29 protein-coding genes are annotated in these 26,017 nt (G+C 71.2%); 22 read left to right on the top strand and 7 right to left on the bottom strand.

Annotated elements, in window-relative coordinates; translation table 11 throughout:
* Window positions 1-40: 40 nt before the first annotated feature.
* Together uraH and CT688_RS12725 are read right to left on the bottom strand one after the other, a co-directional pair.
* Entirely contained in the window at window positions 41-364 is a 324-nt protein-coding gene (gene uraH / locus CT688_RS12730) for a hydroxyisourate hydrolase (RefSeq protein ID WP_107757192.1), read from the bottom strand.
* A 10-nt stretch (window positions 365-374) separates the two neighbouring features.
* Window positions 375-923, bottom strand: a complete 549-nt coding sequence (locus tag CT688_RS12725; RefSeq protein WP_107757191.1) for a 2-oxo-4-hydroxy-4-carboxy-5-ureidoimidazoline decarboxylase — start codon at window positions 921-923, stop codon at window positions 375-377.
* 330 nt (window positions 924-1,253) lie between these two features.
* Here CT688_RS12725 and CT688_RS12720 point away from each other — a divergent pair, with 330 nt between their 5' ends.
* From CT688_RS12720 to urtE, 11 genes are all read left to right on the top strand, one after another.
* Window positions 1,254-1,574, top strand: a complete 321-nt coding sequence (locus CT688_RS12720) for an urease subunit gamma (RefSeq protein ID WP_107757190.1) — start codon at window positions 1,254-1,256, stop codon at window positions 1,572-1,574.
* Window positions 1,571-2,428, top strand: coding sequence for a sirohydrochlorin chelatase (locus CT688_RS12715; RefSeq protein ID WP_107757189.1), 858 nt, complete (start codon window positions 1,571-1,573; stop codon window positions 2,426-2,428). Before CT688_RS12720 ends, CT688_RS12715 begins: the two co-directional genes overlap by 4 nt.
* Window positions 2,429-2,467: 39 nt before the next feature.
* A complete protein-coding gene (gene ureC / locus CT688_RS12710) occupies window positions 2,468-4,654 on the top strand; it encodes an urease subunit alpha (protein WP_107757188.1) in 2,187 nt (728 codons plus the stop codon).
* Complete coding sequence (locus CT688_RS12705; protein ID WP_107757187.1) at window positions 4,651-5,367, top strand: urease accessory protein UreF; 717 nt, start codon at window positions 4,651-4,653, stop codon at window positions 5,365-5,367. The genes ureC and CT688_RS12705 overlap by 4 nt, the downstream gene beginning before the upstream one ends.
* Before the next feature lie 24 nt (window positions 5,368-5,391).
* On the top strand, window positions 5,392-6,027 hold the full coding sequence (gene ureG / locus CT688_RS12700; protein ID WP_017837970.1) for an urease accessory protein UreG: 636 nt from the start codon (window positions 5,392-5,394) through the stop codon (window positions 6,025-6,027).
* On the top strand, window positions 6,024-7,001 hold the full coding sequence (locus tag CT688_RS12695; RefSeq protein ID WP_107757186.1) for an urease accessory protein UreD: 978 nt from the start codon (window positions 6,024-6,026) through the stop codon (window positions 6,999-7,001). Before ureG ends, CT688_RS12695 begins: the two co-directional genes overlap by 4 nt.
* Before the next feature lie 157 nt (window positions 7,002-7,158).
* Window positions 7,159-8,412, top strand: coding sequence for an urea ABC transporter substrate-binding protein (urtA, locus tag CT688_RS12690; RefSeq protein ID WP_107757185.1), 1,254 nt, complete (start codon window positions 7,159-7,161; stop codon window positions 8,410-8,412).
* Between the two features lie 83 nt (window positions 8,413-8,495).
* The gene (gene urtB, locus CT688_RS12685) at window positions 8,496-9,380 is read left to right on the top strand and encodes an urea ABC transporter permease subunit UrtB (protein ID WP_107757184.1); all 885 of its coding nucleotides are present in this window, start codon (window positions 8,496-8,498) and stop codon (window positions 9,378-9,380) included.
* Between the two features lie 74 nt (window positions 9,381-9,454).
* On the top strand, window positions 9,455-10,582 hold the full coding sequence (gene urtC, locus CT688_RS12680) for an urea ABC transporter permease subunit UrtC (RefSeq protein WP_370446361.1): 1,128 nt from the start codon (window positions 9,455-9,457) through the stop codon (window positions 10,580-10,582).
* Window positions 10,579-11,400, top strand: coding sequence for an urea ABC transporter ATP-binding protein UrtD (gene urtD, locus CT688_RS12675; protein WP_107757183.1), 822 nt, complete (start codon window positions 10,579-10,581; stop codon window positions 11,398-11,400). The genes urtC and urtD overlap by 4 nt, the downstream gene beginning before the upstream one ends.
* On the top strand, window positions 11,397-12,098 hold the full coding sequence (gene urtE / locus CT688_RS12670) for an urea ABC transporter ATP-binding subunit UrtE (protein ID WP_107757182.1): 702 nt from the start codon (window positions 11,397-11,399) through the stop codon (window positions 12,096-12,098). Before urtD ends, urtE begins: the two co-directional genes overlap by 4 nt.
* Before the next feature lie 16 nt (window positions 12,099-12,114).
* On the opposite strand, the gene CT688_RS12665 is transcribed toward urtE, so the two are convergent.
* A complete protein-coding gene (locus CT688_RS12665; RefSeq protein ID WP_107757181.1) occupies window positions 12,115-12,768 on the bottom strand; it encodes a TetR/AcrR family transcriptional regulator in 654 nt (217 codons plus the stop codon).
* A 57-nt stretch (window positions 12,769-12,825) separates the two neighbouring features.
* Between CT688_RS12665 and CT688_RS12660 the strand changes: the two genes are divergently transcribed.
* On the top strand, window positions 12,826-14,112 hold the full coding sequence (locus CT688_RS12660; RefSeq protein WP_197431419.1) for a cytochrome P450: 1,287 nt from the start codon (window positions 12,826-12,828) through the stop codon (window positions 14,110-14,112).
* Between the two features lie 202 nt (window positions 14,113-14,314).
* The gene (locus CT688_RS12655; RefSeq protein WP_231750328.1) at window positions 14,315-15,892 is read left to right on the top strand and encodes a DUF4389 domain-containing protein; all 1,578 of its coding nucleotides are present in this window, start codon (window positions 14,315-14,317) and stop codon (window positions 15,890-15,892) included.
* 36 nt (window positions 15,893-15,928) lie between these two features.
* On the opposite strand, the gene CT688_RS12650 is transcribed toward CT688_RS12655, so the two are convergent.
* A complete protein-coding gene (locus CT688_RS12650) occupies window positions 15,929-16,588 on the bottom strand; it encodes a TetR/AcrR family transcriptional regulator (protein ID WP_107757179.1) in 660 nt (219 codons plus the stop codon).
* A 78-nt stretch (window positions 16,589-16,666) separates the two neighbouring features.
* Between CT688_RS12650 and CT688_RS12645 the strand changes: the two genes are divergently transcribed.
* The 3 genes from CT688_RS12645 to CT688_RS12635 all read left to right on the top strand — a co-directional run bounded on the left by CT688_RS12645 (window position 16,667) and on the right by CT688_RS12635 (window position 18,968).
* Complete coding sequence (locus CT688_RS12645; RefSeq protein WP_107757178.1) at window positions 16,667-17,161, top strand: nuclear transport factor 2 family protein; 495 nt, start codon at window positions 16,667-16,669, stop codon at window positions 17,159-17,161.
* A 65-nt stretch (window positions 17,162-17,226) separates the two neighbouring features.
* Window positions 17,227-18,072 (top strand): SDR family NAD(P)-dependent oxidoreductase, encoded by an 846-nt coding sequence (locus CT688_RS12640; protein WP_194305667.1) that lies wholly within the window; start codon window positions 17,227-17,229, stop codon window positions 18,070-18,072.
* Window positions 18,073-18,251: 179 nt separating this feature from the next.
* Complete coding sequence (locus CT688_RS12635; RefSeq protein ID WP_107757177.1) at window positions 18,252-18,968, top strand: TetR/AcrR family transcriptional regulator; 717 nt, start codon at window positions 18,252-18,254, stop codon at window positions 18,966-18,968.
* Between the two features lie 42 nt (window positions 18,969-19,010).
* Here CT688_RS12635 and CT688_RS12630 read toward each other — a convergent pair whose 3' ends face one another.
* From CT688_RS12630 to CT688_RS17955, 3 genes are read right to left on the bottom strand one after another with little or no spacing between them, the layout of a single operon-like run.
* Window positions 19,011-20,204 carry an FAD-dependent oxidoreductase gene (locus CT688_RS12630; RefSeq protein WP_107757176.1) on the bottom strand — a complete coding sequence of 398 codons (1,194 nt, stop codon included), beginning with the start codon at window positions 20,202-20,204 and terminating at the stop codon, window positions 19,011-19,013.
* Between the two features lie 3 nt (window positions 20,205-20,207).
* Window positions 20,208-20,471 (bottom strand): hypothetical protein, encoded by a 264-nt coding sequence (locus CT688_RS12625; protein WP_107757175.1) that lies wholly within the window; start codon window positions 20,469-20,471, stop codon window positions 20,208-20,210.
* A 32-nt stretch (window positions 20,472-20,503) separates the two neighbouring features.
* Entirely contained in the window at window positions 20,504-20,635 is a 132-nt protein-coding gene (locus CT688_RS17955) for a hypothetical protein (RefSeq protein ID WP_255412655.1), read from the bottom strand.
* Between the two features lie 103 nt (window positions 20,636-20,738).
* Here CT688_RS17955 and CT688_RS12620 point away from each other — a divergent pair, with 103 nt between their 5' ends.
* From CT688_RS12620 to CT688_RS12595, 6 genes are all read left to right on the top strand, one after another.
* A complete protein-coding gene (locus tag CT688_RS12620; RefSeq protein ID WP_107757174.1) occupies window positions 20,739-21,215 on the top strand; it encodes an SRPBCC family protein in 477 nt (158 codons plus the stop codon).
* 87 nt (window positions 21,216-21,302) lie between these two features.
* Window positions 21,303-22,391 (top strand): alpha/beta hydrolase, encoded by a 1,089-nt coding sequence (locus CT688_RS12615; RefSeq protein ID WP_107757173.1) that lies wholly within the window; start codon window positions 21,303-21,305, stop codon window positions 22,389-22,391.
* A complete protein-coding gene (locus CT688_RS12610; protein ID WP_107757172.1) occupies window positions 22,388-23,782 on the top strand; it encodes an FAD-dependent oxidoreductase in 1,395 nt (464 codons plus the stop codon). Before CT688_RS12615 ends, CT688_RS12610 begins: the two co-directional genes overlap by 4 nt.
* Window positions 23,779-24,258, top strand: coding sequence for an SRPBCC family protein (locus tag CT688_RS12605; protein WP_107757171.1), 480 nt, complete (start codon window positions 23,779-23,781; stop codon window positions 24,256-24,258). The genes CT688_RS12610 and CT688_RS12605 overlap by 4 nt, the downstream gene beginning before the upstream one ends.
* A complete protein-coding gene (locus CT688_RS12600; protein WP_107757170.1) occupies window positions 24,258-24,950 on the top strand; it encodes a class II aldolase/adducin family protein in 693 nt (230 codons plus the stop codon). The genes CT688_RS12605 and CT688_RS12600 overlap by 1 nt, the downstream gene beginning before the upstream one ends.
* Entirely contained in the window at window positions 24,947-25,891 is a 945-nt protein-coding gene (locus CT688_RS12595; RefSeq protein WP_107757169.1) for a carbohydrate kinase family protein, read from the top strand. The genes CT688_RS12600 and CT688_RS12595 overlap by 4 nt, the downstream gene beginning before the upstream one ends.
* The last annotated feature ends 126 nt before the right edge of the window (window positions 25,892-26,017 follow it).

Raw genomic sequence — 26,017 nt, 5'->3', positions numbered from 1 at the left:
GCAGGGCGCCGCAGGTCAGAGCGTTGGCGAGGCCCGCGGCTCAGGACCCACGGTAGGTGCTGTAGCCGAAGGGCGACAGGATCAACGGCACGTGATGGTGGGCGGCCGGGTCGGTGACCTCGAAGCACACGACCGCCTCGGGGTAGAAACCCCGGACACCCTTCGAGCGCTGGTAGGCGCCTGTATCGAAGTGCAGGCGGTACACCCCGGTGCCGATCCGGACCCCACCCAGCTCGGGGGCCCGCCCGTCGCCGTCGGTGGTGCCGGCGGCCAGTTCCGCGCCGGCGGCGTCGGTGAGCAGGTACGCCAGTCCGGCCGCGGGGGTCCCGGTGGACGTGTCCAGCGCGTGGGTGCTCAGGGACATCAGGTGCTCCTCACAGTGCGCCGGTGTCGAGCAGCCGGTCCAGCCGCAGTGCGTTGATCCTCGCGAGGTGGTCGCGGGTGCACGCGAGCTCCTCAGCCGGGTCGAGCGAGATCCTCCGGTCGAGTTCATCCACGATCTCGCGCGCCGACAGTCCGGTGGCGCAGACGAGGAATGAGTGCCCGAAGTGCTCGGCATGGCGTCGCTGCCCCTCGGCCAGGCGCCGGGCCAGCTCGGCGTCAGCGGTCGCCGCGGCGCTCTGCTCGCGGGCCGAGGCGCCCCTGACCGGTTCGGTGCCCGCGCCCGCTCTCGGCCCGATCGGCGGGTGCGCATCGACCGCGGACAGCACCTCGGAGTCGCTCTGCCCGGCGAGCACCCGTCGGGCCGCGGAGTGCAGGGCCGCGCGCGAGCGGTATGGCCGACCGTCCAGTACCGCCCGTGCCCATTCGGCAGATCCCGACAGCTCCGTGAGCACGGGCAGCAGGTTGTCCGCGGGGGCGGTGTCGAAGTCACCCACGGCGGGGTCGTCGGTCGCGGTCGTCCCGGCGATGTTCTGGGGCATCGATTCATGATGGCAGTGGGCGGGACGCGGAGCGATGGCGACGCGGGAGTCGTAACGTGCCGTAACAATCGGCCGCTTAACCAGTGGTCGGGCGCGGCCGGTGCTGCCCCGGGCCGTCGCCGAATGCGGTCCGTCTGAACAGCGGTGCCCCCTGACCTGCGGTGCCCTGCTCGCCCTCCGCAGGGCACCGCAGGTCAGGGGCGTTCAGGCGCTCGGAGACAGGGGTGGGAGCGACCCTCGGCAGCGGTGTTACACGGCCGACACACGGTGGTATTAGCGTGATCGACACGCCCCGGCGCGCCGACGCTCCGAGCACGAGAGGACCCGCCGATGAAGCTCACCCCCCGCGAACTGGACAAACTCACCCTGTTCACCGCGGCGGAGGTGGCCCGCCGGAGGCTCGACCGCGGCGTGCTGCTCAATGTCCCGGAGGCCACCGCGCTCATCTCGTGGGAGATCGTCGAGCATGCCCGCGACGGTCGCACCGTCGCCGAGTGCATGGACCTGGGGCGTCGGGTCCTGGACGCCGGGCAGGTCATGGCCGGGGTGGTGGAGCGGCTGCCGATGATCCAGGTCGAGGCCACGTTCCCCGACGGGTCCAAACTGGTGACCGTGCACGATCCCGTCTGCCCGGTGGAGCAGCAGGCATGACCGCCCGCGCCACGGTGTACGACCATGGAGCTGTGCACGACCATGGACCTGTGCACGACCATGCGCACCCACACACCGACCCGGCCACCGCCCGGGTCGTCGTGGCGCGGGGTCCGGAGTCCGAGAAGATGCCCGATCTCGGGATCCCGTCCGCCGCCCCAGGGCGTGAACTGCACGACCTGGTGACGGCGGAGGTGGAGTCGGGCGCGCTCGTCGTCGTCGTCCCCATGACGTTCGGCCGCGCACCGGCGATGATCGCCGACTGCTCCCGCACCCTCCGTGACGTCCGCGGCCGCACGGGCGCCGCGCGACTCGCGCTGGCCGAGCCGCTCGGCGACGCCACCATGCTGGTCACCCGCCTGCGGGCCGCGATCCGACGCCACGATCTCAGCGACGCCGCTGCCGATTCCGTGCTGGTCGTGAGCCCGGCCATCGACCCGTTCGCCGACGCCGAGCTCTTCCGACTGGCGCGCCTCGCCCGGCAGTACGGCCGGCCCGGGCTGGTCGAGGTCGCGTTCCACGGTGGCAGCGAGCCGGACCCCGACCTGGCCGGTGGCCTCGCGCGACTCGACGCCCTCGGCGCCCGGCGTCCGGTGGTCGTGAGCGCCACGCTGGCCCCCGCGCCGGCGACCGGTCGGGAGCTCCCCGGCGAGGGCGAGCACCTTTTGGGCCCGGCGGTGTTGCGCAGCGTGATCGACACCCGCGTGCGCGAGGCGGTTCACCGCCTCGACCACGGCGTCGGCGGCCCGGACGCGGCGGATGGTATCGACGCGGCGCTCGACGCCGAGGACGGGCACGGCTACGCCCACTCCCACGTGGCGGCCGACGGCAGCGTCTACACCCACTCGCACTAGACCCACCCCACAGACCCACCCATCACCCCGAGGAGCGCGATGTCCGGATCCGGGAAGTACCAGTACGGCGACGGCGACATCACGCTGGGCGCCGGTCGCGCGACCATCGAGCTCGAGGTCGCCAACACCGGCGACCGCGCGGTCCAGGTGGGTTCGCACTACCACTTCTTCGAGGCCAACCGGGAGCTGCGGTTCGACCGCCCCGCCGCCTACGGGCGCCACCTGGCGATCGGCGCGGGGCTGGCGGTGCGGTTCGAACCCGGTCAGACCCGCACCGTGCGGCTGGTGGACTACGCCGGCGAGCGCGTCTGCCACGGCTTCTCCGGATTGGTCGACGGTCGCCTCGACGATCCGGCCGTGCGGGAGCGGGCGCTGGCGCGGATGCACGATGGCGGGTTCCTGTCTGTCAGCGCGGACGTGGCCGATGACGACGACAACGAGGCCCGGCCGACCGCGGGCGGGGTACGCGTCGCCGAGGGCCCGCCGACCGTGCTCCCTCGCGCGACCTACACCGACATCTACGGACCCACGGTCGGGGACCGGCTGACGTTGGCGGACACGGTGTTGACCGTCGAGGTCGAGAGCGATCACAACGCCGTCACCACCGACGGCTCCAGCGGCTACGGCGAGGAGGCCGTCTACGGCGGTGGCAAGGCGATCCGGGACGGGATGGCGCAGGACCCCGCGGGAACGCGGGCCTCGGGCGCCCTGGACCTGGTGATCACCGGGGCCACGATCCTCGACGCGGTGATCGGGGTGGTCAAGGGCGACATCGGGGTGCGCGACGGCCGGATCGTGGCGGTGGGCAAGGCCGGGAACCCGCACCTGCAGGACGGCGTGCACCCGGACCTGGTGATCGGACCCGGCACGGAGGTGGTGGCGGGAGAGCACAAGATCGTCACCGCCGGGGGAGTGGACACCCACATCCACTTCATCGCCCCGCAGCAGGTCGACGAGGCCTTGTCCAATGGGGTGACCACCCTGTTCGGCGGCGGGACCGGACCGTCCGAGGGCACCAAGGGGACCACCTGCACGCCGGGCGCCTGGAACATCGGCCGGATGCTGCAGGCCGCCGACGGGCTGCCGGTGAACATCGGGATCCTGGGCAAGGGCAACACCTCGCAGGCCGAGTCGGCGGTCGAGCAGATCGTCGCCGGCGCGGCGGGTCTGAAAATCCACGAGGACTGGGGCACCACGCCGGCGGCCATCCGCTGCGTGCAGGAGGTCGCGGACGCCTACGACGTCCAGGTGGCGATCCACACCGACACCCTCAACGAGTCCGGCTTCTACGAGGACACCCGCGCCGCACTCGGCGACTCGACGATCCACACGTTCCACTCCGAGGGCGCCGGTGGCGGCCACGCCCCCGACATCCTGCGGGTGTGCGGTGAGCCCAACGTGCTCCCGGCCTCCACCAACCCGACGCTGCCCTACACGGTGAACTCGGTGGACGAGCTGCTCGACATGGTGATGGTGTGCCACCACCTGTCGCACGACATCCCCGAGGACGTGAGTTTCGCCGACTCCCGGGTGCGGGCCGAGACCATCGCCGCGGAGACCGTGCTGCACGACGAGGGCATCATTTCGATCTTCTCGTCCGACTCCCAGGCCATGGGACGGATCGGCGAGTCGTGGCAGCGGGCGTTCCAGACCGCCCACCACTGCCGGGTCGAGCGCGGGCCGCTGCCCGAGGACGGTGATCGCAACGACAACGAGCGGGTCCTGCGGTACGTCGCCAAGATGACCATCAACCCCGCCATCGCCGCCGGGATCTCCGACCACCTGGGCTCGATCGAGCCCGGCAAGCTCGCGGACCTGGTGGTGTGGCCGGTCGAGTCGTTCGCCGCCAAGCCCTCGCTGGTGATCAAGGGCGGGATGATCGTGTGGGCACCGATGGGTGACCCCAACGCCTCGCTGCCCACCCCGCAGCCCGTGATCTACCGGCCCATGTTCGGCGCGTACGGCGGGGCCATGCAGTCCACCCGGGTGACGTTCCTGTCCGCGGCGGCGATCGAGGCGGGCGTGCCCGATCAGCTGGGCCTGACCTCACCGTGCCTGCCAGTGCGCCGGTGCCGGGGCATCGGGAAGAAGGACATGGTGCGCAACGACCGCTGCCCGCGGATCGAGGTGGACCCCGACACCTACGTGGTGACCGTCGACGGCGAGCCCGCCACCATCGCACCCGCGACCACCCTGCCACTGGCGCAGCTGCACTACCTCGCATGAGCGGTTCCGACCTGTCGCGGCTGCTGCTCGCGCTGCAGTTCACGGACTCGTCGTTCCCCTCGGGGATGTACACGCTGTCCCACGGGCTCGAGGGGCTGGCACAGCGAGGTCAGGTCGACGGCCGGCGCCTGCCGCAGGTGCTGCACTCGATGCTGCGCCACGCCATCGGCCCCGCGGACTCGGTCGCGCTCGCCCTGGCGTGGGCGGCGACCCGTGAGCACGGGGGCCGTGACGCGGCGGCGCTGACGGACGCGCTGAGCCGCATCGACCGCCGTCTGCACGCCACCCGGCTGACGCGGGAGCTGCGCGACGGCGCCACCCGGACGGGAAAGCAGGTCCTGGACCTGGCGGCCGAGTTGCTCGATGACCCGGTGGTCAGCGCCTGGCACGCCCACGTGCGAGCCCGCCGGTCGCCCGGCTCGCAGTCCGTGGTGATGGGCCTGGTCTACGCCCGCGGGGGGCTGGACCAGCGCGACGCGGTGGCGGCGGACCTGACCGCCGTGGTGATCAGCCTGGCCGGCGCCGCACTGCGACTGCGGCTGGCCGACCACCGCAGTGCCCAGGCGCTGGTCCGCGGGGCGGCACCCGTGATCGAGGAGGTCGCCGACGCCGCCGTCGGCACCGTGCTGGAGGATCTGGGCGGGTTCGCGCCGATACTGGACCTGGCCAGCTGTCACCACGAGAACTCCGATGCCAGGCTCTTCGCCAGCTGAGGACACGATGGAAGGGGAACGCACATGACCGAGGGACGAGGCGTGCTGCGCATCGGGATCGGCGGGCCCGTGGGCTCGGGCAAGACCGCGCTGATCGAGGCTCTGGTTCCGCTGCTCATCGAGCGCGGTCGGGCGCCCGCGGTGATCACCAACGACATCTACACCCAGGAGGACGCGGAGCACGTCCGCCGCACGTTGGCCGGCGTCCTCGACCCCGCCAAGGTCGTGGGCGTGGAGACCGGGTCGTGCCCCCACACCGCGGTCCGCGACGACCCCACCATGAATCTGGCGGTGGGCGCCGAGATGCTCGAGGAGCACCCGGACGTCGACACCCTGATCTTCGAATCCGGCGGGGACAACCTCACCCTGACGTTCTCGCCCGCGCTGGTGGACCTGTTCGTCTTCGTCCTGGACACCGCCGAGGGCGAGAAGATGCCGCGGAAGCGCGGACCCGGCATCACCGAGTGCGACCTGCTGGTGATCAACAAGATCGACATCGCCCAGTACGTGCGGTGCGACCTGGGGGTGATGAGCTCCGACGCCGACCGCGTGCGCTCCGGCAAGCCCGTCGTGCTGACCGACTGCCTCAGCGGCACCGGGGTCGACGAGGTGCTGGACTACTTCGAGTCGCGTCGCGCGGACCTGCTGCCGAGCGCGTGACCGGACCGGTGTCCCGGGCCGACCGGCTGGCGCGCGCGGCCGACCCCGGTCACGTCTGGCCGGCCGTGGCGTCCGGCCCGGCGTCCGCCGCGGGGTCGCTCCCGGTGGGATCGCCGGGAAAGGTCGGCGTCCTGGACCTGCACTTCCGGTTCGGCCCCGACGGGCGGACGGTCCTGGCCGATCGCTACCAGAAGTCTCCTCTACAAGTGATGCGTCCGCTGTACGTCGACCCGGGACTGCCGCACGTGCCGGTCACGTATCTCATGTCCACCGGCGGGGGAGTGGTCGGCGGCGACAGGCTGGACATCGACGTCGAACTGGCCGACCGGTCCCATGCGCTGATCACCACCCAGGCCGCCACAAGGATCCACCGCATGGACGCGGGGTACGCGACCCAGGACGTCACGCTGACGCTGGGCGCCGGGGCGGTGTGCGAGTGGGTTCCCGATCCCCTGATCCCGTACGGCGGGAGCAGGTTCCAGCAGACCCTGCGGGCGACGGTCCCCGAGGACGCGGTGCTGGTGGTCTCCGACGTCCTCACCGCAGGCCGGGTGGCCCGTGGCGAGCGGTGGGCGGTGGACGCGCTGGTCTCGCGGGTCGAGATCGCCCGTCCCGACGGCACCCCGGTGGTGGTGGACGCCACCCGGATGGTCGGGGGTGGCGGTGGCGGGCACCCTGAGCCCGACGTCGACCTGGTCACCGGCGGATCCGATGCCATCGGGACCCTGTTCGTCCTGGCGCCGGGGCCGGCGACGGACCTGGCGGACCCGATGCGGGCGGCTGTCGACTCCTCGGCCGCCGTGCGCCGAGGTGAGGTCCGCGGTGGTGTGAGCACCCTGCCCGAGGGGTGCGGGGCGTGGCTCCGGGCTGTCGGCGACACCCCGGAGGCGGTCGAGGACGTGATGCGCGCGGCGTGGTCCGCCGCGCGTCGGCACGTCCTGGGGGCGTCGGCGCCCGATCTACGCAAGGGTTGAGAAACGCAGGGTTCACTGAAGGTGGACTTGGGCAACACGTACGAAACACAGGGGAACCGTGCGGCTCACATGGAACTCATAACTTTGGTTTCACCGAGCGTCGATCCCCGAGAAGCGGGGGCCATCGACCGCCCGCCCACGGCAAGGAAAAACCCGCGTGAATCCCATCTCCAGACGCACCGTCGCCGCCGCCGCACTGGTGGTCCTCGGGGCCGGCGCTCTCACCGCTTGTGGTAACCGGACCTCGGACACCGCCGCAGCCTCCGCAGAATCGTGTGTGGACACCTCCGGTGACACCATCAAGATCGGGTCGCTGCACTCGCTCTCGGGCACCATGGCGATCTCCGAGAGGACGGTACGCGACTCGGTCGAGCTCGCCGTGGAGCAGATCAACGCCGACGGCGGCGTGATGGGCAAGCAGATCGAGACGGTGGTCGAGGACGGGGCATCCGACCCGGCCGTCTTCGCCGAGAAGGCGCAGAAGCTCATCACCAGCGACTGCGTGGCCGCGATCTTCGGCGGCTGGACGTCGTCCTCCCGCAAGGCCATGCTCCCGGTCGTCGAGGACGCCAACGCGCTGCTGTACTACCCCGTCCAGTACGAGGGCCTGGAGGCGTCTCCGAACATCTTCTACACCGGCGCCACGACCAACCAGCAGATCGTCCCCGGCCTCGAGTACCTCAAGGAGCAGGGCGTGGAGTCGATGTACCTGGTCGGCTCGGACTACGTGTTCCCCCAGACGGCCAACCGGGTCATCAAGGCGTGGGCGGAGGCGAACGACGTCGAGATCGTCGGCGAGGACTACACGCCGCTCGGCTCCACCGACTTCTCCACGATCGTCAACAAGGTGCGCACCGCCGATCCGGACGCGGTCTTCAACACCCTCAACGGCGACTCCAACGTCGCGTTCTTCCGCGAGTACACCAACGCTGGCCTCACCGCCGAGAACACCCCGGTGATCAGCGTGTCGATCGCGGAGGAAGAGGTACAGGGCATCGGCGCGGCCAATATCGAGGGCCAGCTCACGTCGTGGAACTACTACCAGACCATCGACAGCCCGGAGAACACCTCGTTCGTCGAGGCGTTCAAGGCCAAGTACGGCGAGGACAGGGTCACCTCCGACCCGATGGAGGCGGCGTACACCTCGCTGTTCCTGTGGAAGAACACCGTCGAGAAGGCGGGCAGCTTCGACGTCGCCGAGATCCAGGAGAACGCCGGCGGGGTGAGCTTCGACGCCCCGGAGGGCACCGTGACGATCAACGGGGACAACAACCACATCTCCAAGACGGCGCTCGTCGGGGAAATCCGCCCCGACGGCTTGATCTACGAGGTGTGGAGTTCGGGCGAGCCCATCGAACCGGACCCCTTCCTCGAGGGCTACGACTGGGCCGGAGACCTGTCCGGTAACTGACCTGGTCACTAGTCCACCACCCCCGCGGCGGCCCCGGCGACCGGGGCCGCCGCGGGGGGTGAATGCAGGAGAAAGGAGCCGGTGTGGACGTCATCATCGGTCAACTCGCGACAGGATTGAGCAGCGGTTCTATCCTTCTGCTCGCCGCGCTCGGACTGTCCCTGACCTTCGGGCAGATGGGCGTCATCAACATGGCGCACGGCGAGTTCATCATGGCCGGGTGCTACACGGCCTACGTCATCCAGCAGTTCGTCGCCGCCTCCGGGGCGGGTCTGGCGATCTCCCTGGTGGCAGGCTTCGTGGTGGGCGGGATCCTCGGGGTGATCCTCGAGGTGCTGCTCATCAGACGGTTGTACGCCCGACCGCTCGACACGCTGCTCGTGACCTTCGGCGTCGGGCTGATCCTCCAGCAGGTCGCGCGCGACATCTGGGGCGCGCCCGCCGTCAACGTCGAGGTGCCCGAGTTCCTGCGCGGAAACATGGTCCTGCTCGGGGCGTCCGTCCCGTACACCCGCGTCTTCATCTTCCTCCTGGCCGTCGCGTGTGTCGCCGCACTGATGGCCGCGATGCGGTTCACCCCGATGGGGCGTCGCATCCGGGCGGTCACACTCAACCGTGATCTCGCCGAGAGTTCCGGGATCAACTCCCGCCGCAGCGACCTGACCACGTTCTTCATCGGGTCCGGACTGGCCGGCGTGGCGGGCGTGGCGTTGACCCTGATCGGGTCGACGAGCCCCACCATCGGGCAGTCGTACCTCATCGACGCCTTCCTCGTGGTGGTCGTCGGGGGCCTCGGTCAGCTGCGGGGCGCGGTCATCGCCGCCTTCGCCCTGGGGATCCTCAACTCGTTCTTCGAATACTCCACGACCGCGTCCGTGGCGAAGGTGCTCGTCTTCGTGACGATCATCGTCTTCCTCCAGATCCGCCCGCAGGGGCTGTTCGCCGTCAAGACCAGGAGCCTGGCATGACCGACACCGCCACCATCGGCACCACCGCCGGGGACCCGGCCGATCCCGCGGCGGGTCGTCGGATCCGTCCGCGACTGCCGCTGCCCGGTGCACTGACCGCCGAGGGAGAACGTCCCCGTTGGGTGTTCTGGGTGGCGCTCGCCGTCGCCGCGGTACTCATCTTCGGCGTCGCACCCCTGCTGCTCAGCGAGTTCCGGCTCAACCTGTTGGCCAAGTTCTTCTGCTTCGGCATCGTCGCCAGCGGTATCGGGCTGGCGTGGGGGCGGGGCGGGATGCTCACCCTGGGCCAGGGCGTCTACTTCGGCGTCGGCGCGTACGCCATGGCGATGTACCTCAAGCTCGCCGACGCCCGCGATCGCGGCGGTCCCGACGCCCTGCCGGACTTCATGCAGATCGCCGGCATGCGGTCGCTCCCCGGGTACTGGGAGCCGTTCGCCTCGCCTGTGTTCACCCTCGCGGTGATCCTGCTCCTGCCGCCCCTGCTGGCCTTCGGATTCGGGTACCTGGTGTTCAACCGCAAGGTCAAGGGCGCCTACTTCGCGATCCTGTCCCAGGCCCTCGCGGCAGCCGCCGCGATCTTCCTGGTCAGCCGCCCCGAGCTGGGCGGGTCCAACGGCCTCAACCGGTTCACCGGGTTCTTCGGCTTCGCCCTGTCGGACCCGGCCAACCGTCAGATGCTGTACTTCATCACCGGTGGCGCGCTCATCGGGGTTGTCCTGCTGGTCCGCCAGTTCATGCAGTCCCGCTTCGGTGAGCTGCTCGTCGCCGTCCGTGACCAGGAGGAGCGGGTCCGCTTCCTGGGGTACGACCCCGCCCTGGTCAAGTCCCTGGCCTACGCGGTCGCCGCCTTCGCGGCCGGGATCGCCGGCGCGCTGTTCGTCCCGATCGTCGGGATCATCTCGCCCTCGGCGATCGGTATCGCCCCGTCGATCGCGTTCCTCATCGGTGTCGCGATCGGCGGCCGGGCCACCCTGCTCGGCCCGGTTCTCGGGGCGATCGGTGTGGCCTGGGCGCAGACGACCTTCTCCGAGGCCTACCCGTCGCAGTGGACCTACCTGCAGGGGGTGCTCTTCATCGTCGTCGTGGGCTTCCTGCCCGGAGGCCTGGCCAGCCTGTTCGTCATCCGCCGGCGTCGCGCGTCCACCGGGTCCGGCCCCGCGACCCCCGCCACCACCGGATCCACCACGGAGGAGACCCCATGACCCCCACCGCTGTGGCCACCGGCGCCTCGACCGGACGGACCTACCTGGAGGTCCGCGGTCTCACCGTGACGTTCGACGGCTTCCGTGCCGTCGACGGCGTGGACCTGACGCTGATCCAGGGTGATCTCAAGTTCCTCATCGGGCCCAACGGCGCGGGAAAGACCACCGTCGTCGACGCGATCACGGGACTGGTCCCCGCGACGGGGACGGTCGACAAGACCGGGCAACCGGTGCTGGGGATGAAGACGCACAGGATCGCCCGCATGGGGATCGGCCGGACCTTCCAGACGGCCAGCATCTTCGAGGACCTCACCGTGGAACAGAACCTGGACATCGCGGCCGGCTCCGGTCGGGGATGGCTGACCCTGCTCCGCCGTCGCCGGGAACGCGCGACGGTGGTCGCCGAGGCCCTGGACACCATCGGCCTCGAGCACCTGGCCGGCACCAAGGCCGGGGTGTTGGCCCACGGGCAGAAGCAGTGGCTGGAGATCGGCATGCTTCTCGTCCAGGATTCCGATGTGATGCTCCTCGACGAGCCCGTCGCAGGCATGGGGGCGGAGGAGCGCAAGGCCACCGGCGAACTGCTGAGGCGCATCGCCGCCGAACGCACGGTGGTGGTGGTGGAGCACGACATGGACTTCATGCGCGACTTCGCCACCTCGGTCACCGTCCTGGCGGCCGGGAAGGTCCTCGCCGAGGGCACGGTGGCCGAGATCCAGGCCGACCCCAATGTCCAGCAGGTGTACCTGGGCACCGCGGCCGCCACCGGCACCGAACTGGAAACCGGCACCGAACCCGAGAGGGAGTCAGACCGATGAGCGCACTACTGCAGATGTCGGGCGTCCGCGCCGGGTACGGCGGGTCCGAGGTGCTCCACGGGGTGGACCTGGAGGTCCCCGCCGGGGGCGTTGCCGCGGTGCTCGGGCACAACGGCGCGGGCAAGACGACCCTGCTGCGGGCGGCCGTCGGCCTGCTGCCGTGCAAGGCCGGTCGGATCACCTTCGACGGCCGGGACATCACCGGACTCAAGCCCCACGCCCGCGTGGCGATGGGCATCGGGTACGTACCCCAGGGCCAGCAGTCGTTCACGCAGCTCACGACCGCCGAGAACCTGAGGGTCGTGGCTGACGGCCGCAAGCGGGGCAAGGCGCTCATCGACGAGTCCCTGGACCTGTTCCCCGCGTTGAAGGACCTGCTGGACCGGAAGGCCGGGCTGCTCTCGGGCGGGCAGCGCCAGCAGTTGGCCATCGCGCGGGCGCTCATCACCGAACCGCGACTGCTGGTGCTGGACGAGCCGACCGAGGGCATCCAGCCCAATGTCGTTGCCGAGATCGAGCGGATCATCGTGGACCTGGCGTCCCGTGGTGATCTGTCGGTGCTGTTGGTCGAGCAGCACGTCGGGTTCTCGCTGCGGGCCTCGGACGTCTTCTACGTGGTGGAGTCGGGGCGGGTGACCCACTCGGGCGCCTCCGACGACACCGCCGCCCACGAGGTCACCGAGGCGCTGGCGATCTGATCCGGGCGGTCCCGTCTCACGCGGGCGCGGGCCGGGCCAGGCCCCCCGCGAGCCAGTCCACGAGGTCGGCCACGTACTCCCGGTGGGGTGGGGCGGCGTCCGGGGGATCGCAGGCCCGCACCGCGAGTTCGGCGGTGAGCATCACGATGAGCTGCCGGACCCGGTGGCCGGCGAGGTCCCGTCCGCAGCGGGCGGTGGCGGCGGACACGAGCATCTCGAGCTGGTCATGCAGTGCGGTGCCGGTGACCGGTCGGTCGGTCAGGGTGCGGTCGACCTCGGCGAGCGCCCCGACCTGGGCGATCACCCGGAGGGTGCACCGGCCCTCGTCGTCGTCCAACAGGTCCGCCAGCGGCGACACCACCGCCCGGACGATCTCCGCCAGGTCGAGGGCCGATGACGGGGCCGACGACGCCCACCTCTGCAGATCGGCCCGACGTTCGTCCTCCATACGCAGGACCCCGCGGAGCAGCACGTCCTCCAGCAGGCCCATGCGGCCCCCGAAGTGGTAGTTGATCGCCGAGTCGTTGCCCTGGCCGGCGTCGCCGACGATGTCGCGGATCCGTGCCGTCCTCCACCCGTCGGAGGCGAAGCGCCGCAGTCCGGCCTGGTACAGGGCCTCCCGGGTGGCGGACGAGCGGGGCCGGGGTGACAGGGCGGTGGAGCGGGGCACCCGCCCGAGTCTAGATCCCCTCTTCCGAGTCTTTAACAGGTCGTGTTAACTGGGGCCATGACCCGTACAGTGCAGTCCGGTCGCGACTCGGCACCGCCCGCGCCCACACCGCCCGAACCCGGCTTCGATCCGTTCGACCGCGCCCACCTGGCCGACCCCTATCCCGCCTACCGGTGGCTGCGCGAGACCGACCCGGTCCACCACCACCGCGGGGACGGCACCGCGGCGCACCCGGACTTCTGGGCGCTGTCGCGTTATGCCGACGTGGACGCCGCCGTCTGTGACCCGGCGACGTTCTCCTCGGCCAGCGGTCTGACCTTCTACCGGGACGAGATCGAGACGCTGGGGCTGGCCCCGACCATCGTCATGATGGATCCCCCCGAGCACTCCGCGAAGCGGCGACTGCTGGCCACGGCGTTCTCTCCCAGGCGCGTCGCCGAGGCCGAGCCGCTCATCCGCGACTTCGCCCGCGGGAGACTGGCGGAGATGGCCGCGAGGGACGACGGCGACGAGGTGGTCGACCTGCACCGGGACTTCAGTTCGCAGATCCCCACGCATCTGCTGGCCCACCTGTTCGACCTGCCGGAAGCGGACAAGCCGAGCTTCGGCCCGTGGGTCAGCGCGCTGACGACCCTGCAGGAGGAGGGGTTCCGCCCGGCGGGGCTGGAGGACGGGGCGGTCTCGGCGGTGGCGGAGATGTTCGGATACTTCGGTGAGCTCATCACCGACCGGCGCGCGTCCCCGGGCGGGGACCTCATCTCGGCGCTGACGCAGGCCGAGATCGACGGCGAGCGGCTGGACGACTGGGACATCCTCGGGTTCTGCTTCGTGATCGTGGCCGGCGGCAACGACACCACCGGCAACCTCATCTCGCACACCGTCTCGCTCCTGGACGCACATCCGCAGCAGAGGGACCTGGTCGTGGCGGACCCGGGACTGATCCCCGGCGCGCTGACCGAATGCTTGCGCTTCGAGTCCAGCGTGCAGGCGCTCGCGCGGACGACCACGCGCGAGGTGACCGTGGGCGGGGTGACGATCCCCGCGGGGGAGAAGGTGATGATGCTCTACGGTTCGGCCAACCGCGACGAGCGTGAGTTCGGACCCACCGCCGAGGAGCTCGACATCCGCCGTGAGACCACCGGGCACCTGGGGTTCGCCCGCGGCCCTCACTTCTGCATCGGCTCGCACTTCGCGCGGCTCCAGGCGCGGATCGCCGTCGAGGAGCTCTACGCGGCCCACCCGTCCGTCACGGTGGACCGGGGCGGGGCCGTGAGGGCGCTCTCTCCGTTCACCAGAGGGTTCCATTCGCTGCCCGCGACGGGGTTCGCCGTTGCGCCGAGCTGACCCGCTCGCCGCGATCATGTCCGCGAGCGCGTCTCGCGACGGGGTTCCGGACAGGGTGTCACGGGTGGGAGGCGGGGTGGGATCCGGGGTTGATCGGCGGTGAGAACCCGCCGCCACAGTGCTCACATAAGAGTAAGGTCACCACCTATAGGCGGATGCGCCGTCCCGGGTGGGTCCGCACACTGCTGCACGAGGACTCATCATGGGAACTTCACACGCCACCCCGTCCGGTCCCTCCTCGACCCCCGTCCACGGCCCTCCGCGGACCCGCCCCCTGAACTGGGTCCTGCTCGTCGCCGGGGTCCTGCTGGCCGTGTTCGGCCTCGGCATGACAGCGGCCGGGGCGGCGATCCTGGTAGCCGACGCCTCCCAGCGGGACGGGCAGTACGCGTTCACCGACACCGACCGCCTCCAGACCGTGGGCCACGCCATCACGACCGCGCCCCTGACGATCCATGTCGACGAGGGAGCCACCGTCGGGCCCTACGGTCTCGACGACCTGATCAGCCTCCGACTCCGCGCGACCCCGGTGGTCCCCGGCCAGGACGTGTTCCTCGGTATCGCGGACGCATCCGACGTCTCTGCCTATCTCCGCGATGTCCCCCACGCGGTGATCGGTGACCAGCCGTGGGATCCCGGATACTCCGCGGGCCCCACATATGACTGGGGATCGGGGATGTGGGGATCGGGGAACGACGCCGAGACGGCCCTCGACGAGGTGCCGGGCACCCGTGCCCCCGAACCTCCTGCCGACCAGGACTTCTGGGCCCAGTCCACGACGGGTGCAGAGCAGCAGACCCTCACCGTCGACCTGCGGTCCGGCGACTGGGTGGTCGTGGTGATGAACGCCGACGGCTCCCGCCCCGTGTGGGTCGACGTCCAGGTGGGCGCACACACCGAGGTGTTCGGACTCGCCGGGCCCGGTGTTCTCATCGCCGGACTCGTGGCGTTGGCGGTGGGGCTGCCGCTGATCCTCGTGGCGACCGCGGGGCTGGGCCGGGACATCGACCGGCACGCCGACCCCGACGCCCTTCCCGGGGCCGGTGCGGGCGCCCTTCCCGCCGGCGTGGGTCCCGATCCGCTGCGTCTGACCGGGCACCTGGACCCGCAGGTGTCCCGCGGTCTGTGGTTGATCAAGTGGCTGCTGGCGATCCCGCACTACATCGTGCTGGCCCTGCTGTGGTTCGCGCTGGTCGTCACCACGGTCGCCGCGGGACTGGTGGTGCTGTTCACCGGCCGCTACCCGCGGGCGTGGTTCGCCTACAGCGTCGGAGTGCTGCGGTGGAACTGGCGCGTCGGGTTCTACGCCTACTCCGTGCTCGGGACGGACCGGTACCCGCCCTTCTCGCTGGCGCCGACCGACTATCCGGCCGGATTGGACGTGGCCTATCCCGAGCGGCTCTCGCGCGGCCTGGTGCTGGTCAAGTGGTGGTTGCTGGTGATCCCGCACCTGTTGATCGTGGGCATCCTCACCGGCGGCGGGGCGGCCCTGACCAGAGCCTCGGAGTACGGGGGCGCCGAGTGGAACATCTCGCTGGTCGGCCTGCTCGTGCTGATCGCCGCGATCGGGTTGCTGTTCACCGGCCGCTACCTGCCCCGGCTCTTCGACCTCATCGTGGGCCTGAACCGCTGGGTGTACCGGGTCGGCTCGTACGTGTTGCTCCTACGCGACGAGTACCCGCCGTTCCGCCTGGATCAGGGGCCGGAGGAGCCGGACCGGGACCCGGGGGAGGCGACCGGTCTCGTGTCGTCGGAGGACGCGGGCGAGCCCGTCAGCTAGCGCCGGCGAGCCCGTCAGCTAGCGCCGGCGGGCCCGTCAGCTGGCGCCACCGCGGTGGCCCGTCACCATGCGGGCGAGGAGATCGGCGAGTCGGTCGTCGATCTCCTCGCGCTGGTCGGCGGGGATGTCGAGAGCGTCCAGCAGGGTGCCCCGCAACACCGGCCAGGCGTAGACGGCGGTGAAGACGAGGAGCAGTTCGACGTCCCCGGCCGGTGGGGGCGAGGTCATGCGGCGCAGCGCCGCGGCCGGGCGTTCGGCCGGGTCGATCATCGGGGGGAACGCGGCCTCGCGGTCCAGGGCCAGCCAGGCCAGGAGTCGGCTGATCTCCGGGTGAGCGGTGGCGGCGAGCAGCATCCCGCGCACGGCCTCGCCCGCGTCGTCCAGGTGCTCGAGCCGGGCGGCGCCGAGCCGTACCGCCTCCTGCATGACGGTGGTCAGCAGGGCGTCCTTCCGGCCGACGTGCCGGTGGATCAGGCCGAGGTTGACGTCCGCGGCGTCGGCGATATCGCGCAGCGGGACATGGGGCCCACGCTCGGACAGCAACCTGCGGGCCTCGCGGAGGACGGCGGAGCGGACCTCGTCACGACCGGTCGGGCGGGATCGCGGGGCGCCGTGCCCGCGGGCGGTCGCGGGGTCGGGTGGGAGCGGGCCGGGGTGGCCGTCCTCGTCGTCGTCGGACCGGTTCTCGCTTTCCATCCCCGAACTGTACACAACTGACTACAGTCGGCTTGACGGGTGTGGACTGACGCGCCCCCCTCGCGAGAAAGGCCCACGATGACCACCACCGACCGCCGCGACGACATCGACGCGATCAAGGCCCTGAAATACCGCTACCTGCGCTGTGTGGACCTGCGGCTGTGGGACGAGCTCGCGGAGACGCTCGCGCCCGAGGTCTCGGCGTCCTACGGCAGGCGCCTGTCCTACACCGGCCGCGACGAGGTGGTGGCCGGGCTGCGGGAGCAGATGACCGACGACGTGATCACCGAGCACCAGGCCCACCACCCGGAGATCGAGGTGGACGGCGACACCGCCACCGCTCGCTGGTACCTGCAGGACCGGGTGATCGTCCCCGCCTTCGACACGATGATCATCGGGGGCGCCTTCTACTCCGACACCTACGCACGCCACGACGGTCGGTGGGTCATCGCCAGCACCGGTTACTCGCGTACGTACGAGGCGATGATCGACCTCAAGGACATCCCGAGCTTCACGCTCACCGACAACCACCTCGCTCCCGCCGACGGCGGTGAGGGCGCCGGGCGAGGGTGATCTCCCTCGTTGCCGAACGCCGGCCCGACTCGCACGCACCCCCGCACCGACCCCCGGAGGACCCCATGACCGACACCACAGCGCAGCCCGACACGACAACGCAGCACGACACCACAGCGCAGCCCGCCGGGAACCCCGGCACCACACGCGAGGACCGACTTGCCGGAAAGGTCGCCATCGTCACCGGCGGCGGGCAGGGGGTCGGGGAGGGCATCGCACTCGGTCTCGCCGAATCCGGCGCCGCGCTCCTGCTGGTCGGGCGCCGGATGCGCAAGCTCGAGCGGGTCGCCGAGATCATCCGCTCGAACGGGGGCACCGCCGAGTGCCTGGCCGTCGACATCATCACCGACGGAGCCCCCGAGGCGATCATCGCGACCGCGGTGGAGAAGCTCGGCGGGGTCGACATACTGGTCAACAACGCCAACATGGCCATGCCGCTGCCGCTGTCGGACTACCCGGACGACGAGTTCCGCAAGGCCTTCGAGGGCGGGCCCCGCGTGACGTTCAGCCTGATGAAGCTGGCCCGGCCCGAGATGGCCAAGCGCGGAGGCGGCACGATCATCAACCTCGTGACCGCCGCCGCCGTCCGGTGGGACGCCGCGAACTACGGCATCTACTCCGCGGTCAAGGAGGCCATCCGCGCACTGACCCGCGCGGCCGCCTACGAGTGGGCCTCCGAGGGCACCCGCGCTCTCAACATCGCCCCGCATGCGCACAGTCCCGGGTTGGACTGGTGGATGGAGAACAACCCCGAGGAGGCCCGGGAGTTCGTCTCGAGCATCCCCGCCGGCCGCGTCGGCGATCCGCTGAGTGACATCGGTCGCCCCGTGGCCTGGCTGTGCTCGGCCGAGGCCTCGTACCTCAGTGGAGCGACCATCCCCCTGGACGGAGGGCAGTCCCGCTGGGGCTGACCTCGCACACCCACCCGGGACGAGCGATCCCCGACCGCAGTCGACATGGGGCACCATGAGCAGCGCCGGTCCCCCGAGTCCAGTGGCACCCCACTGTCGTCGGAATCCCGCCGGCCGTACCAGTCCTGACGGTGCTCAGCCCCGAGTAGCTGAGGCTGCAGGTCGGAAGTGGAGTCCCGGTGCAGCACGGATCCGATGATCGCACTGCCGAACCGAGCGCAGCCGACGCGGTGACACCCTCCGGGCGGGCCGATCGCACCGTGGAGGCCGGGAAGGCCAGGGGCGCCAAGACGGTGATGATCGAGATCGCCGAGAAGATGATCAGCGAGCGAGGCCTGGACGACGTCTCGATGCGCGACGTCGCGACGGCGGCGGGCCAACGCAACAATTCGGCGGTCCAGTATCACTTCGGTAGCCGCGACGGCTTGATCCTGCAGGTGCTGCGGCGGCGCATCGTCGCCCTCGACGCCGACCGCAGGCGGCGCCTGGCCGCGGCCGACGAACAGGGCCTGGGTGAGGACCTGCACACCCTCGTCGGGGTTCTCTTCGGCCCCATCGTCGACCTCCTGCGTTCCCACCCCGAGGCCACGCACTACGCGCGGTTCCTGCAGAGGGTCGGCCCGGTCATGGCTCCCGGTATCCCGGAGGCGGATCTGCGGACGGCGGCCGACGACGTGGTGGTGCGGCTCATCGACGTGCTGTCCCACCTGCCGCGGCGGGTGGCGTTCGAACGCATCGACCTGGCCACCCAGATGTTCACCGGCGCGTTGGCGGTCTTCGAGGACCGCCGAGATGCCCGCAACACCGTGGTCAACGACCGGTTCGAGGTGGTGGTGGCGCACCTGTACGACATGATCGAGGCCGCCCTGCGCGCCGGTGTCGGGTCGCGCGATTGAGCGGTCCGCGGACCGTCCCCGATCCGTCGTCGGACCCCGTTCTCAGACCCGTCCGCGCAGCAGCTTCCGGAAGTAGAGGACCGGCTGGAGATAGCGGTCGAACGCGTACGTCGAGCGCCTGGGGACCGTCAGGTCGATCCCGGGGATCTCGGGCGCCGGCCGTCCGTCCCGGTCGTGCTCGGCCAGCATCAGGCGGTCCCGGCCCACGGCGATGGGGATGATCGTGTAGCCGTCGTACCGCGACCCCGGGCCACCGTCCCGGGCCGCGCGGAGGTTGTCGGCGACCACCGCCACCTGGGGACGTAAGGCCCCGCCGGACGGGCGGGTGCCGGCGGCGGCGGCGTCGCCCAGGCCCCAGACCGAGTCGGCGCGGGCGTGGCTCAAGCGCTGTGGATCCACCTCGACGAGCCCGGCCTCGCCCCCGTCGGACAACCCGGCCCGGGTGATGAACTCCGGTGCCCGGCTCAGCGGCGTGACATAGGCGAGGTCGACGTGCTCGATCGTCGTGGACACGGCACCGGTCAGGGTGACGGTGCGCGCGTGGTGGTCGACGGCGGCGACGTCGGAGCGCTCGTGGACGGTGATGCCGTACTCCCGGATCAGTGGGAGCAGGTGTGAGTCGCACGGTTCGAGTCCGAGCAGACCTCCGAACGGGGTGACCAGGTGCACCTCGATCCGGTCGAGCACCTTCTCGCGTCGCCACCGGTCGCACGCGAGGAACATGGCCTTGAGCACGGTGCCCCCGCAGGAGGCGGGCTCCGGCGGTACCGAGAACACCACGGACCCCTCGCGGAGGCGGACCAGCGCCGCACACGCGCGACCGGCGTACTCGGGCACGTGGGCGGACGCCGCCCACCCGGCGACGTACGCCTTGTCCAGTCCGGGGATCGCGTCCCATCGGGGGGTCAGGCCGGGGCAGACGACCAGGTTCTCGTAGTTCACCGTGGGGCCCTGCTCGCGCGGACCGAGGGTCACGGTCCGGGCATCGATGTCCACCCGCCCGGCGGGGTGGGGCAGGAGCTGCACGCCGGAGGGGACGACGCTCGTCATCGCCCGTTCGTACCGCCTCATCTGGGCCAGGCCGGCGGCGGCGTAGTTGAGCATCGGCCTGTACCGGTGGACGGGGGCCGGGTCGACGATCGCGATGTCCTCCCGGCCGTCCCGGCGCAGTCGCGCGGCCAGGGAGATCCCGGCGTTGCCCGCTCCGATGATCACGGTGTCGAACGCGGCGGACACGGGTCAGACCGTCACTGCGTAACCCACGAGCCCGACCACCAGAAGGAGGACGATGGCGACGATGACGATGATCGGGATGTACGCCCCCTTCTTGGACGGGGACGGGGTGGGGCTCTGCTGCTCCATCGGCCCCTGCTTCTCGGTCGCGCTGTCGGACTGCATCGACGTCGAATCGGAGTCCGGGGTCTGCGGGCCGTCGGGCGAGCCGCCGCTGTCGAGATCGGGGGTCTGGCCGGGGTCGGGGTCGGAGGGCCGTGCGTGGGTCATGAGGCGCCTTTCGTAGCGGTGGGTCCACCACGCTATGGCGTCACCCGGACACCCTCCACCGGTCGGGCCGCGCCCACGCCGACGCGGGCGCCACCGGGGAGAGGGACGTGTGTCCCGAAGTAGTGCCCGGCACGGGAGACGATGCCGTGCTGGGCCGGGTTCATGGCGGGACCCGAGCGTACGGTGGTCGGCAGACGGGCCCGCCGACCCGAGTCGTGTCGTGGTCCGACTCGTCATCGACGTCTCCCCGAGAGGACCGGCCCACCCATGACCTCCATCACCACCGTCGACCGCGGCCCCCGCGTCGTCGCCCGGCGCGTCATCGTCAACGCCCCCGCCGATGAGCTGTTCGGCCTGGTCAACGATCCCGCGAAGCACGGGCTCGTCGACGGGTCTGGGACCGTCCGCGACAACGTCACGGGCCCGGCCGCCCTGTCCGAGGGCGCGACGTTCACCACGAAGATGCGGATGTACGGGGTCCCGTACCGCATCACCTCCACCGTCACCGAACACATCGACACCCCGGAGCTCAAGGTCGTCGAGTGGGCGCATCCCGCCGGACACCGCTGGAGGTGGGAGTTCACCCCGACCGCGGACGGGCGGACCGAGGTCACCGAGAGCTTCGACAACCGTCCGTCGAAGATCGGCAGGATCATGGAGCGCGTCGGGATGGCGCATAAGAACGCCGAGGGGATCACCCGGACGCTCTCGGGACTGGCGGCGAAATACGATTCGGCCGGCTGACGATCCACGGGAAGTATTGGACGTGCGTCCAAGTTGGGTTTACGCTGGTCGCACCCCACGTTCGATCCCGCAGAATCGAGTGCCTCCATGACCACTGCACACAGGCCCCTCGCGGAACGCGTTCTGCGCCGCGTCATCCGGGCCATCGGAGCGGCGCCCGCCCCGGTCCAGCGACTGATCGCCGGACCTCCCATCCGGGTCGACGGGCAGGAACTCGGGCTCGAAGCCCAGGTGGGCACGCGGCTGTTGAACCTCGGTGTGTCGGAGACGTTCGACCAGCTCCCGCTGGAACAGGGGAGGCAGCAGATCGCGGGAGAAGCCTTCGTCTTCGGTCACCAGACCCCCGTCGAGACCGTCCGTTCGCTCACTATCCCCGGTCCCCACGGCCCGATCCCCGCCCGCCTGTACCGGCCCGCGGGGATCGAGGGGCCGAGCGCCGCCCTGGTCTATCTCCACGGAGGCGGGTGGGTCCTGGGCGACCTCGACTCGGGCGACTCGGTGGCCCGATTCCTCGCCGCCCACACGCCGCTGACCGTCATCTCGATCGACTACCGGCTCGCACCCGAGCATCCGTTCCCCGGAGGCCTGGAGGACGTCCTCGCGGCGTTCGGGCACATCGTCGCTCATGCCGAGGAGTACGACCTCGACCCGCGGGCCATCGCGATCGGCGGCGAGAGCGCCGGCGGGAACCTCGCCGCGGTGGTCTCGCTGCACCGGGCTCCCGGGTGGACCCCGCCGGCGATGCAGGTGCTGTTCAACCCGGTGACGGACCTGTCCACCAAGCACCGGTCCTACGAGCTGTTCGGTCGCGGGTTCTTCCTCACCGAGGCCCAGATGGACTGGTACAAGTCGCACTACCTCACCGAGCCCGAGCAGGCCCTGGACCCCCGCGTCTCGCCCCTGCTCGCCGACGAGCTCGGCCACGCGCCGCCGGCCTATGTCGTGGTGGCCGGATTCGACGTGCTCCGCGACGAGGGCGAACGCTATGCGGCCGCCCTGTCCGAGGCGGGCGTCGACGTGACCCTCCGTCGTCACAGCGGCCACGTGCACGGCCTGATCAACGCCACGGGTGTGGGCCACGCCGCCCGGGACGCGCTGCTCGAAGCGGTGGGCGTCCTCCACACCCGACTGGTCGCGCCAGCCGCCGCCGACCGGTCCTCCGGGGGCGAGGGGTGAGCGCCGGCGTCGACGTCATCGTGGTCGGCGCGGGCCTGGCGGGGCTCACCGCCGCGCGGCGGCTCGTCGAGGCGGGACGTACGGTCCGTGTGCTCGAGGCGCGGGACCGTGTCGGCGGACGCACGCTCAACCACGTCCTCGACGACGGGCAGGTGGTCGAGGCGGGGGGTCAGTTCGTCGGGCCCACCCAGGACCATGTGCTGGGGCTCGCCGAGGAACTCGGGGTGACGACGTTTCCCGCCAACACCCTCGGCGACACGGTCTACGTCCACGGTTCGCGCAGTCGACGGTTCCGCGGCGACATCCCGCCGGACCGCCTCGCGCTTCCCGACATCGCCCTGGCGACCTCCCGACTGGGCCGCACGAGTGGCGAGATCGACGTGACCGCGCCGTGGGAGCACCCCGACGCGCACCGGCTGGACGAGCAGAGCCTGGCCACCTGGCTGCGCCGCGGCGCGATCGGTTCCGGCGGCGTCGAGCTGGTCGAGGTCCTCCTCGGGTCGGCGTTCGGGGCGGCGGCGTCCGAGACCTCCGCGCTGTCCGCCCTGGCGTACATCGCGGGTGCGGGTGACGAGATCCACCGGGGCACGCTGGACCGGATGATCAGCGTGGCCGGCGGTGCCCAGGAATCCCGGTTCGTCGGCGGATCGCAGCTGATCTCGCAGCGCATGGCCGAGGGGTTGGGCGACGACGTCACCCTCGGCGCCCCGGTCCGGCGGATCGAGCACCACGCCACCGGGGTGACCGTCACCACCGACGCCGGGGCCTTCCACGGTGACCAGGTGATCGTCTCCGTCCCGCCCCACCTCGCAGCCGAGATCGAGTGGAGCCCCACGTTGCCCGCCCACCAGGACGCGCTGTTCCGCAGGATGACGTTCGGCACGCTCATGAAATGCGAGGCCGTCTACGAGCGCCCGTTCTGGCGGGAGGACGGGCTCTCGGGGCAGGGCGTCTTCCGTGGGGACGGTCACCCGGTGTGCTCGATGTTCGACAACACCCCGCCGAGCGGATCGCCCGGGATCCTCATGGGATTCGTGGGGGGCGCGGGGTGGCGGAGGTGGGCTCCGCGGTCCGCGAGGCAGCGGGGCGGAGCGGTGCTCCAGAGTTTCGCCCGGGTGGTCGGCCCCGCCGCACTGGCGCCCGTGGGGTACTTCGAGAAGGACTGGACCGCGGAGCGCTGGACCCGGGGTGGCCCGACCGCGGTCCTGGCTCCCGGCGTCCTCACCACGCTCGGGCGCTGGCGCGACCGGCCGCTCGGCGGCCCGCACAGCCGCGTGCACTGGGCCGGCGCCGAACACTCCGACTACTGGAACGGCTACATGGACGGCGCCGTCCGTTCCGGGCAGATGGCCGCCAGCGCCGCGATCGCACACTCAGGAGGACCATCGTGACCCGTCTGACCGTCTCCGTACAGCGGCGACTGGCCGCCCCGGTCGAGGACATCTGGGCCGTCATCGACGACACCGCCCGGTACGCCGAGTGGGTCGACGGTGTCCTGGAGGTCACCGCCCACCACGGGACGGCGACCGTCGGCGAGACCTACTCCGAGCACAACCGGACGCTCGGGCCGCTCACGACGCGGTCCGTGTGGACGGTCGGAACGATCGAACCGCACTCGCTCAGGGTGGACTCCGGGACCGGTTTCGCACCGCTGCACGACATGGTCAACACCTTCCGCTTCGAACCGATCGGCACGGCGGCCACCCTGATGACCTACAGGGTCGACTGCCGGGTCGGGCTCGGCCCCCTCGGTCATCTCCTCGCCCCCGTCCTCAGGTCGTCGCTCAGCGGCCAGTTCCGCCGGTCCATGGCCAGGCTCGAGGACGTGGTGCTCGCCGAACGCGGTATCGACCAGGCCGGTGGGTGATGACGACGACGGGGTCGCCCCGAGTGGGTGAGCAGGCGTTTCGGGGTCGCGAGGACGTCGCCGCGACCGCCCGGCGGCTGGCCGCCGAGGGCGTGCTCATCGGCACCGCCGGCAACGTCTCGGCCCGGGTCGGCGACGGACTGGTCGCCGTGACGGGCACCGGGGTGGTGCTGGCCGACTGCCGCGCCGACGACGTCACCGTGGTGGACGCGACCGGGGAGCATGTCGACGGCCGACTCGCGCCGACGTCCGAGCTCGGCCTCCACCTGGGCATCTACGCCCGATCGCAGGCAGCGGCGGTCGTCCACACGCACGCCCCCTTCTCGACGGCCGTCGCCTGCGTGGCCGGGATGGACGCGCTGCCCGTGCTCCACTACCAGCAGCTGCTGCTGGGCGGGGAGATCCGGGTGGCTCCCTACGCCACGTTCGGCACCCCTGAGCTCGCCGACCTCGTCGTGGACGGCTTGCAGGACCGGCAGGCGGTCCTCATGGCCAACCACGGTTCGGTGGCGGTGGGATCCTCCCTCGACAAGGCCCTCGACAACGCGCTGCTGCTCGAGTGGCTGGCGGCCCTGCACGTGCGCGCGAGTGGGATGGGCACGCCGCGGCCCCTCACCGAGGCGCAGCAACACGACGCGGTCGTCCAGGCGATCACCCTCGAGTACGGAACCACCAAGGAGCTCCCGCAATGACCGATATCTCCTCCATGACCATCGCGACGGTCGGGGTGCACGTCCTCGACGTCCACGCGATCGGGATCGACTCCATCCCGGAGGGCTCCTCAGGCGCCCTGGTGGACACCATCGCCTTCTCCCCGGCCGGAACCGCCGGGGGCACGGCAGTGGTGCTCAGCCGCCTGGGGGCCGGGGTCCGCAGCATCGGCGCGGTCGGTGCCGACGCCATCGGACGCACCCTGACGGCCCTGCTGAGCGACGAGGGCGTGGACACCGGTGGCCTCGTGACCAAGGCGGATGCGCAGACGTCGGCGTCGGTGATCCCCGTGCGGCCCAACGGGGACCGACCCGCGTGGCACTGCATCGGTGCGAACGGCGTGTTCACCCTCGACGACATCGACGACGCCGCGATCGAGGGACTGACGCATCTACATCTGGGCGGGCCAGAGTTCCTGGGCGGCCCGGCGGCGGGCGAGCTGCTCTCCCGTGCCCGCGGGAAGGGGATCACCACGTCGGTCGACGTGCTCGCCGACGGCGACCCGGGCATGCTCGAGTGGATCGCCGACGCCCTGCCGCACGTGGACTACCTGTTGCCCAACGATGACCAGGTTCGCGGCTTCACCGGCGCCGAGTCGCTGGCGGAGGGGGCGCGCATGCTGATCGAGCGAGGGGTGGCGTGCGTGGCCCTCACGGCGGGCGCCGACGGCGCACTCGTCGTCACGCCGGACGAGACCGTCGCGGTCCCCGCCTTCCCGATCGACGTCGTCGACACCACCGGCTGCGGGGACTCGTTCTCGGCCGGCTTCCTGGTGGGCCGCCACCTGGGACGCGATCTGCGGGAATCCGCGGAGCTCGGCTGCGCGGTCGCGGCTCAGGTGGCCCAGGGCCTCGGCACCACGGCGGGCAGCTATGACCTCGCGTCCGTGGTGGAGTTCGCCCGATCGGCATCGGCGGGCTGAGCCGGTCAGGTCCGGGCGGGGCGGGGGCCGGCCGGTCGCGACGCAAACGGGCCGACCCCCCGGGTGGCGAGGTGGGGGAGTCGGCCCGTCGGGCTCGGCCGAGTGGCCGGAAGTCTTCTGCCGGTG

The sequence above is a fragment of the Dietzia sp. JS16-p6b genome (assembly GCF_003052165.1).
Taxonomy (GTDB): Bacteria; Actinomycetota; Actinomycetes; order Mycobacteriales; family Mycobacteriaceae; genus Dietzia.
This window is presented reverse-complemented; position numbering and strand designations above follow the sequence as displayed.

Excerpts from the sequence above, each read along its gene's own strand:
- uraH (WP_107757192.1), bottom strand. The coding sequence starts at position 364 with ATGTCCCTGAGCACCCACGCGCTGGACACGTCCACCGGGACCCCCGCG.
- CT688_RS12725 (WP_107757191.1), bottom strand. The coding sequence starts at position 923 with ATGCCCCAGAACATCGCCGGGACGACCGCGACCGACGACCCCGCCGTG.
- CT688_RS12720 (WP_107757190.1), top strand. The coding sequence starts at position 1,254 with ATGAAGCTCACCCCCCGCGAACTGGACAAACTCACCCTGTTCACCGCG.
- CT688_RS12715 (WP_107757189.1), top strand. The coding sequence starts at position 1,571 with ATGACCGCCCGCGCCACGGTGTACGACCATGGAGCTGTGCACGACCAT.
- ureC (WP_107757188.1), top strand. The coding sequence starts at position 2,468 with ATGTCCGGATCCGGGAAGTACCAGTACGGCGACGGCGACATCACGCTG.
- CT688_RS12705 (WP_107757187.1), top strand. The coding sequence starts at position 4,651 with ATGAGCGGTTCCGACCTGTCGCGGCTGCTGCTCGCGCTGCAGTTCACG.
- ureG (WP_017837970.1), top strand. The coding sequence starts at position 5,392 with ATGACCGAGGGACGAGGCGTGCTGCGCATCGGGATCGGCGGGCCCGTG.
- urtD (WP_107757183.1), top strand. The coding sequence starts at position 10,579 with ATGACCCCCACCGCTGTGGCCACCGGCGCCTCGACCGGACGGACCTAC.
- urtE (WP_107757182.1), top strand. The coding sequence starts at position 11,397 with ATGAGCGCACTACTGCAGATGTCGGGCGTCCGCGCCGGGTACGGCGGG.
- CT688_RS12660 (WP_197431419.1), top strand. The coding sequence starts at position 12,826 with ATGACCCGTACAGTGCAGTCCGGTCGCGACTCGGCACCGCCCGCGCCC.
- CT688_RS12655 (WP_231750328.1), top strand. The coding sequence starts at position 14,315 with ATGGGAACTTCACACGCCACCCCGTCCGGTCCCTCCTCGACCCCCGTC.
- CT688_RS12650 (WP_107757179.1), bottom strand. The coding sequence starts at position 16,588 with ATGGAAAGCGAGAACCGGTCCGACGACGACGAGGACGGCCACCCCGGC.
- CT688_RS12645 (WP_107757178.1), top strand. The coding sequence starts at position 16,667 with ATGACCACCACCGACCGCCGCGACGACATCGACGCGATCAAGGCCCTG.
- CT688_RS12640 (WP_194305667.1), top strand. The coding sequence starts at position 17,227 with ATGACCGACACCACAGCGCAGCCCGACACGACAACGCAGCACGACACC.
- CT688_RS12625 (WP_107757175.1), bottom strand. The coding sequence starts at position 20,471 with ATGACCCACGCACGGCCCTCCGACCCCGACCCCGGCCAGACCCCCGAT.
- CT688_RS17955 (WP_255412655.1), bottom strand. The coding sequence starts at position 20,635 with ATGAACCCGGCCCAGCACGGCATCGTCTCCCGTGCCGGGCACTACTTC.
- CT688_RS12620 (WP_107757174.1), top strand. The coding sequence starts at position 20,739 with ATGACCTCCATCACCACCGTCGACCGCGGCCCCCGCGTCGTCGCCCGG.
- CT688_RS12615 (WP_107757173.1), top strand. The coding sequence starts at position 21,303 with ATGACCACTGCACACAGGCCCCTCGCGGAACGCGTTCTGCGCCGCGTC.
- CT688_RS12600 (WP_107757170.1), top strand. The coding sequence starts at position 24,258 with ATGACGACGACGGGGTCGCCCCGAGTGGGTGAGCAGGCGTTTCGGGGT.
- CT688_RS12595 (WP_107757169.1), top strand. The coding sequence starts at position 24,947 with ATGACCGATATCTCCTCCATGACCATCGCGACGGTCGGGGTGCACGTC.